This is a genomic window from Paraglaciecola sp. (genome assembly GCF_039942875.1).
Taxonomy (GTDB): domain Bacteria; phylum Pseudomonadota; class Gammaproteobacteria; order Enterobacterales; family Alteromonadaceae; genus Paraglaciecola.
Genome location: NZ_JBDVBQ010000042.1, coordinates 21,839 through 29,235 on the forward strand (window position 1 = coordinate 21,839; position 7,397 = coordinate 29,235).

The window sequence follows — 7,397 nt, forward strand, 5'->3', positions numbered from 1 at the left end:
ATTACACCCTACCGAAAACTTAGATTTGGACTTCTAACATTTAATTATCGAGTAAAATATCTGTCAACAACCATTGTCCTTGTGTCATTACACCAAATATACTTTTAGTGTTTTCGATATTAGCGAGAGGATTTTTCGATAGAATAATAAAATCAGCGTCTTTTCCTTTTTCAATGCTTCCTCTTTTATCACGCTCGTTTAAGTAATACGCAACATTGATTGTTGCTGTTTCTAGTGCTTCGTAGTTGCTTAGGCCAGAATCAACCATCAGCTGTAATTCACGGTGCACAGAAAAACCTGGTACTACAGTTCCAAACGCATCTACCCCTAATATAAAAGGAATACCAGCTTGGTGCATTCCTTTAACAATGCGCTTTAACAATACACCGTTTCGCCTTAATTCGGATATGCCGAGCGGAAACCCATCTTCACGATACGGGTTTTTATCATCAGATAACCATTTATCTTTGACTTTTTTAGTCAGATACTTGATTTTTGAGTCTCTCTTTAAATTTTCAAATTCTCGATCATCAACCCAAGAGGGGAGGGCGTGATAGATTGTTAGAGTCGGAGAGACATATACACCCGAATTTTTAACTTTCTGAATAATATCATTTAGGTAGTCATCATCAGCAAGAAGCTTTAATTGTTCTCTGTACTGTTCGAGAAAACCGCCTTTGACATTCGTTTGTGGCTGACCATGGACCGCATATAGAAATTCTTCTACGTGCTCAATCGAGTCCATAGTTAAAGATTTATCTAAAGGTAGATTATGTTGTAAATGTCCCGTTACTCTAATGCTCTTCTTCTTAGCCTCGGCGATTAAATAGTCAAATACAGCTTCATCCATATCACCATGAATTTTCATGAAATCGTACTGATTTTCTTGATGTTCTTGCATCAAAGTATCAACCATTGCTTTAGTGCTAGTGTTTTCACTTTTTATTTGTGGGCCTGTAATTAAATACCTAGGTCCAAGAAACTCCCCGGCACTCACTTTTCCTCGTAAAGCAACATGGTCATGACTGCCGTCACGAATTCCCATGTTACGTACGGTTGTCACGCCGTTGGCTAAAAAAAGCTTAAAATTATGTATAGGATTCATTCTAACGTGCACATGCATATCGGCAAGCCCAGGCATCAGAAACCCATCTTTTGCATCTATCAACTGCTTACCTTTATAAGACTCCATTTGATCACTACTTCCTATGGCTAAAATAAGTCCATCCTTAATCGCTATGGTTTGTTTTTTTTGTATAATTTCACTGTTCATCGTAATCACGTTTGCATTTATCACGAGAAAATCTACTTTTATTCTATCACTCGTTTCTGTACAACTCGCGATGAACAATAATAAGAATACTACTGCTAAATATTTCATTTTATCTCTCTCTTATTTTAGTTACTAAATTTATTCGGCTTCCCAGCTTTCAATATGAATTCCATATAAATGCTCAGCGACTGTTCGAACATTGCTAAATATCTCTTTATTTGCATATCGATGGCTTAATTTAGCTGACCAAATCCCGAGGTTGTTACCTTGTATTCGAAGGTCTTTTGGTTTTCTCTTGATATACCGTTCTGAGTCTCGCTTAGCTTTAACTAAATCACCATTAATTAGCGTAGTCATTAGTGGTTGAGAGTCTGTTGATAACAAAGTCAAGTTGATGGTTTCTCCATTGAATTTCAAAGTGAGTTTAGAGTCATTCGCTCGCTCTAAGGTCATCCCATGAATATCTGTTTGGCATACAGAGTACCCATCACAATATAGACGTGAATATAAAGTTCCTGGTATCTCTGCGAAAAAACCCCAATCTTCATCCCACGAGATACTCATTGCACTGAAGTCATCTAATTGATAGTGACCAAGCCAACGCTGGACCACTTCTTTGTTAACCGTTGTCTCCGCTTTATCAAAGTCATTCTCAAAAATGAAGGTCAGTTCTTGGTCACGGCCTTGACTGTAATCTTCGAATGAAGAAGCGATTTTAAAATCAACATTAATTTCATGGCGACTGTCCCATGCTGCAGTACTTACCCATTCAGAAAATGACAAGTTCAGTAAAAGCTTTGAATGTGGTAGTTCGTAAAGTGCTTGCGGGCCAGCCTCTCCAGCGAAAATTGGGCGATCTCCGGGCGCTTCACCAACAATTATCGCTGCAGTTTGCCATTCTAAAGCGCCAGAAAAATTAATTGCAGCTGAAAATGTATGGCGATTTACCAACAGAAACAACTTGCCTCGTTTGTTTATATTTTCATCTTGAGACAGGGTATTTAATAACACTGAGTTCAAATATGAATTGCCGCCTTCATTGTCTCGAACATCAACGATTATCTTTTCTAACCTGTGCTTGGTATTTAATTGAACTATCTCGCTTGCGAGGGTAGCAATCGCCCCAGGGGCATGTTCGTGAACCATGCCATAGCGAACATAAAGATATTGCTTATCTATTAACTGAATCCAGTTAGAATTGCCGTCAGATTCAGATAGCAAAGAATTCGTTTGTTTTGGTTGAAACCACTTATTAGGGCTAGCATTAGAATTGCTTATAATCGAAATAGTTTTATTTACTCTTTGACCATTTGAAAGTTTGAAGGTGAACAGCGCACTCGTTTTGGCATCACTCAAGCCTGCTGCGTAGAGTATCCCTGCGTAGGTTAGTGCGTATTCTGAACGAGCACGTAATGAACTTGCATTGGCGATTGGGATATAGGGTTTGATTGTTTCTATAGCATCGCTTAAGACCACACCGTTCACACGTTCGATAGTTGCTCCCAAGATCTCTAAGTCTGACTGTGGGGCTCTTAGAACGACTAAATCGCGGCCAAACCAACGCAATCTGAGAGGCAGGCGGCCAAACCGCTTAGGCTTTCCGGCAATATAGGAGTGCCCATCCCCAATATATGCGACTAGAGATTCGAAATGGGCATTAATTAGCATCGGGTCTAGAGCGTTACTTTGTTGTATATGATTTTCAGTTTTTCTATAAAGCTCCTCGTATCCTGTTTCATTATTTAACCAGAAAGGGTTCACGTGGCGACTCCGAATAATTTGATCAAGTGTCGCTAGATCTTCCAACCATTTTTTTCTACTTAAATCAAATACAATTGATTGATTTGCACGAGAACGAAAATAATGATCACTCTCACTATGAGAACCCAGATCAAAAAGTGTTATAGACGCACTAGGAATGTCGAGAGCGATCCCATTAAGAGGGTAGTAAACAATCCTATCTCCCCGAATTTTTGCTTCACCTAAATGAGTCTGAAGTCTTGACAAAATCGACGGAAAAAGAGCGCGAACAGATTCAACTTGTACAAGTGTTAAACTTGAATTATTAAACTCAAGTTTAACAAGCGCTTCAATACCCCACAAATTTAAACGCTTACATGTGTTGAACTCAGACACTGCAGTTGAACTAGACAAAGAATTTGATTCAATCTTTGCACGACAATTAGACTTCATCCAATCCATGGCAATCGTCGTATGCACCCCTAGCTGAGGAAGCCCTTCAAAAATTTTAGCAAAGGTGCTGGGGTGCAGCAACGTTTCATTAGAAGGCTCAGCTTTGGCATGAAAGGTAGCAGTTGTGCACAAGGTGCATATTAAGGTTAACAACAGGACGACGGGTGTTACCCCTAGGTAGTTAAAAGAAATGTTCATTGCGGCTCTCCATTGAAAGAATGAAGAGCAGACTACCGCTTGAATGGTGGTTTAGCGTCCGAAATGATAAAACAAGACGTGTTTTAAGTGCAAAATTCTAGCTGAACCTATTGTTTTGTATAACCTGATGAGTGAATGGTCTTTAGAAACTCACTTGGCGTAACGCCTTTGTGTCTTTTAAAGACCGCATTGAATGTAGATTTAGAGCTAAACCCAACATCAAATGCACTTTGCAAAATATTGAAGTCGTTCTGTTGTCGGTGCATGATTAACACCAACGCATCTAAACGTCTACTGTTGATATAATCAGAAAAACTGAGCTCACCGCCTCTATTTAGTGACCAGGAAACGAACTGCTCACTTAGAGCTAACTCACTGGCGAGGTCTCGTAAGCTAAATTTTGGGCGTAGGTAGCTAGCGTTCTCGGTTACATGCCGATCAATTTGATCAAATATTGCTTTAGCATCTTCAGCTTGGGAGACTTGTTCTTCCAATTCCTTTTTTTTACGCTTAATCTCATGAAAATCACTTAAATTTGCATAAAGCTCTGGCTGCCGAACGGTTTTAATCAAAATGTAGCTTGTGATTAGAAGTGATATGCAAGCACTAACAAAGTACCAACTGATAGCTATCTCGTAGCTAAGCACCAATTGCAAGTTGAGTCGAACAAAGTCGATAAACTCAATGACGCAAATAACGACGAAAGTTCGTTGCAACCAGCGAAATGAATACCGCTCATCTGTTGAGGTTAGCTCGGCCATTGAATGTTCGTATTGCCTAAGCAATATTATAGCTGCAAATAAGTAGACAATTAGGATAAAAAATGCGACGGCCAGAACCGCAGGCCACCATTGAGTAAACGCCAATGCAACTATGGTTGGCATAAAATGAAAGAAATGATTGCGTATGAGGAAATCGCCGCAAAGAGAATTTTTGACAAATAAATAATAAAGGGGGCCGAGAGCAAGATGCATAGCCGGAGTAACTAGAATTACCGACCGTGTAATATCAAGCTCCTCTAATATATTAAACAGCTGGGTAACACTATGCATCAACAATAGCAATATAAGGACTTTGTAGCGAACTTGACCAAAAAACATGCATATACCCAAAACGGAAACAGATATGTACACTACATGTACAATATTGACTGGCTCAAAAACTATATTCATCATAAAAAGTAGTACTAAAATTCAACTGCATATTCTAGCAAACGTCTCCGCATTGGGCTAATGTGCTTTTTACCCTAAGTGTTCACGTTAAGTCAACTCGGAGCGTATTTTTCTCATTGATTCTCTGTCCCGTCCTGAAATACGTTGTACATCAGCCGATCTAAGATGGCATCGGCAAATGTATTGTCGCCGATGGATTCATACCACTGTTCGGTGGGTAATTGGCTAATAATAACGATAGATGTACTACCATTTCTATCATCCATAATTTCCATGAGATCGTTTCGCTGCGATGGTTTTAGCGGCTCTACCCCCAGTCATCCAAGACTAACATGTCGATTTTGGTGAGTTGGTTGAGCGCTTTTGTATAGGTGCCACCTGCTTTTGCTTCCGTCAGCGCACGCCAAGTAGGTTTTGCCACTCCCGCACGTGCCTGTGAGTAATGGGTTTTGGTGTTTGCTGACCCATACGCAGGTCAGTAATTATGCCATTTGAGATTGCTTAAAACCACGAGGTTGCCCGTAATCAATATCTTGAGCACTTGCATGTATTTTCAGTTTGGCAGTTTTAAGTAGCTGTTCTTGTTTGCGTATTTCACGTTCGTGTTTTTCACTTACGGCCATCATGGCATTACGCTCTTCGAAGCTGAGGTTGTCGTAATTGCCATGCCATGTAATTTTAATTGTCGAAGTTGTCTTAGTGTTTGATTCATCATGTTGTTGTCCTTGTAGTGGAAGCTTTGTGGACCACAAATGTTCTCATGAGCCTGTTGTAAGGTTGAGGTTATATCAGCTTTACCTTGAGGCAACTTGTTCTGATTACTTTTTAAGATATCTTTGATTTGTTCGAGTCGACAAAGTTTATGCTGATTAACAATAGCGCAAGCTTTATCAAGTCGGCTATGCGGGTACTTCTTGCCGAGGTTTAACATCCCCCAAAAGACTCTAAACGCTTGTTCATTGTGCGATTTGCGATGGAACTGCGTTTCCACCCAGTTAAGACTTTCAGGACCGACGTTCTTCGCTAACTTGACGAGTTTAGCTTTATTCCATTTGTGGTAAACGGCATGCTCTTTTGGTATCTGCGCAGGGGTAGTCGTCATACCATAACGGTATTGCCGTGCGTGATTGGCCACCAAGCTGCCACGGAAGTACAACTCAATCATGTTGAACTTGGCATGCAGATCAATACGCTCGCCCACTAGATGATGCGGCACCGAGTACAAATGTTCATCATATTGAAAGCGGCTAATCAAACGACGTATCAAACCGTCGTAATACTGCGTATACAATTCCACGGCAGTATGGCTTCAATATCTTCCATCGTTTCAGCATAGAGTATCGCTGTTCATGTTGCGCAAGAATATGCAGTGCCCTATATTTAAAATTGAAGTATTTTCTTTCGCGAGACGTTCTAGTTTTTCCGCTCCAAGTTTTGGGCGAAACCTAGCTTAGGGTAATTCCAATTGACGTATGGTAGCACCGGCTCCTTGTAGATGGGATCGATTTGATTAACTTTCTCCAAGCCAACTGCATTAACTGAAGATATAGCTCTTAGTAAATCACCGTATACCGACATAGAGCACTCTTTGGCTATATTTAAGCATCTTCAGGCGGTAAATCTAAGCTATCTAAGTTGGTTCTTTCATATTTATCTACGATTTCACCTAAATGGACAGACGGCATAGCTTTAGACTTGGTTGTTTCCAAATCCAGTCGAGGTTTTTCCATGCGTCATGATTACAATTTTTACAGCTTAAAACCTACTAATTCCCATAGAAACATTACGCTGCGAACACAGCGTGATCTGGCCGAAGGAACGCAGTGAGTGAAGTGTATTGCATTGTTATATGTCTTTTCATTCTGCAAGTAAAAATGGTAAATCAGTAACACCACAATCATACCCTATTTGGTTTAGCGCAGTTGTCAACTGTCCTCGATGGTGAGTCTGATGATTAAACATATGGACAGCTAAAAGCCATGCTTTTTTAATTCGCTGTTTCCCGTCCACTTTACTTGAATATGTAATATCTCTTAATAACCAAGCATCATTAACCGAGGAAGCCCAATTTATTATTTTGGCATCCCATTCTTTTCTTTGCTCAGTTAATTCGATGAAATCACTATATAACAGCTGATTAAATTCAGGAACTTGGTTCTCTTTTCCTTCAAAACGAAGAAGCCACGCAATATCACCATATAAAATATGATCTAAAGTTTTATGAATAGAACGAAAAAATAGCCCCATATCTTTTTTTAACACTTCATTAGAAAATGAACTACATATCTCGAAGATCCGATCATTCATTATTGAATTATATGAAGCCATTGATTTGCAGTAATTAGACGATATCAAATGCAACCTCTTTAAATATAATGCCGGCAGCACAGGCACATCTTCGCTGCGTCCTGCTGACTGACCTTGATACTCATTGAGCCTCCCCAATCAGCGTAACTTTTCAGCTACTCTGATAGGTGACAAAACCAAACGGAGAAGCTCAATGAACTTTTATACTAATACACATCCATACTATTGTGGAATTGATTTACACGCTCGTTTAC

At 39.8% G+C, this 7,397-nt stretch carries 6 protein-coding genes and 1 pseudogene; all 7 read right to left on the bottom strand.

Annotated elements, in window-relative coordinates:
• Positions 1–40: 40 nt before the first annotated feature.
• On the bottom strand, positions 41–1,273 hold the full coding sequence (locus tag ABJE44_RS14105) for an amidohydrolase family protein (protein ID WP_348109791.1): 1,233 nt from the start codon (positions 1,271–1,273) through the stop codon (positions 41–43).
• Between the two features lie 138 nt (positions 1,274–1,411).
• Entirely contained in the window at positions 1,412–3,664 is a 2,253-nt protein-coding gene (locus tag ABJE44_RS14110; protein WP_348109789.1) for a hypothetical protein, read from the bottom strand.
• A gap of 107 nt (positions 3,665–3,771) precedes the next feature.
• Complete coding sequence (locus ABJE44_RS14115) at positions 3,772–4,764, bottom strand: helix-turn-helix transcriptional regulator (protein ID WP_348109787.1); 993 nt, start codon at positions 4,762–4,764, stop codon at positions 3,772–3,774.
• Between the two features lie 185 nt (positions 4,765–4,949).
• A pseudogene (locus ABJE44_RS14120) lies at positions 4,950–5,462 on the bottom strand (ATP-binding protein).
• Entirely contained in the window at positions 5,459–6,133 is a 675-nt protein-coding gene (locus tag ABJE44_RS14125) for a hypothetical protein (RefSeq protein ID WP_348109785.1), read from the bottom strand. The pseudogene ABJE44_RS14120 and the gene ABJE44_RS14125 overlap by 4 nt, the downstream one beginning before the upstream one ends.
• A gap of 301 nt (positions 6,134–6,434) precedes the next feature.
• Entirely contained in the window at positions 6,435–6,566 is a 132-nt protein-coding gene (locus tag ABJE44_RS14130; protein WP_348109783.1) for a hypothetical protein, read from the bottom strand.
• 127 nt (positions 6,567–6,693) lie between these two features.
• Entirely contained in the window at positions 6,694–7,281 is a 588-nt protein-coding gene (locus ABJE44_RS14135; protein ID WP_348109781.1) for a DinB family protein, read from the bottom strand.
• Between the last annotated feature and the right edge of the window lie 116 nt (positions 7,282–7,397).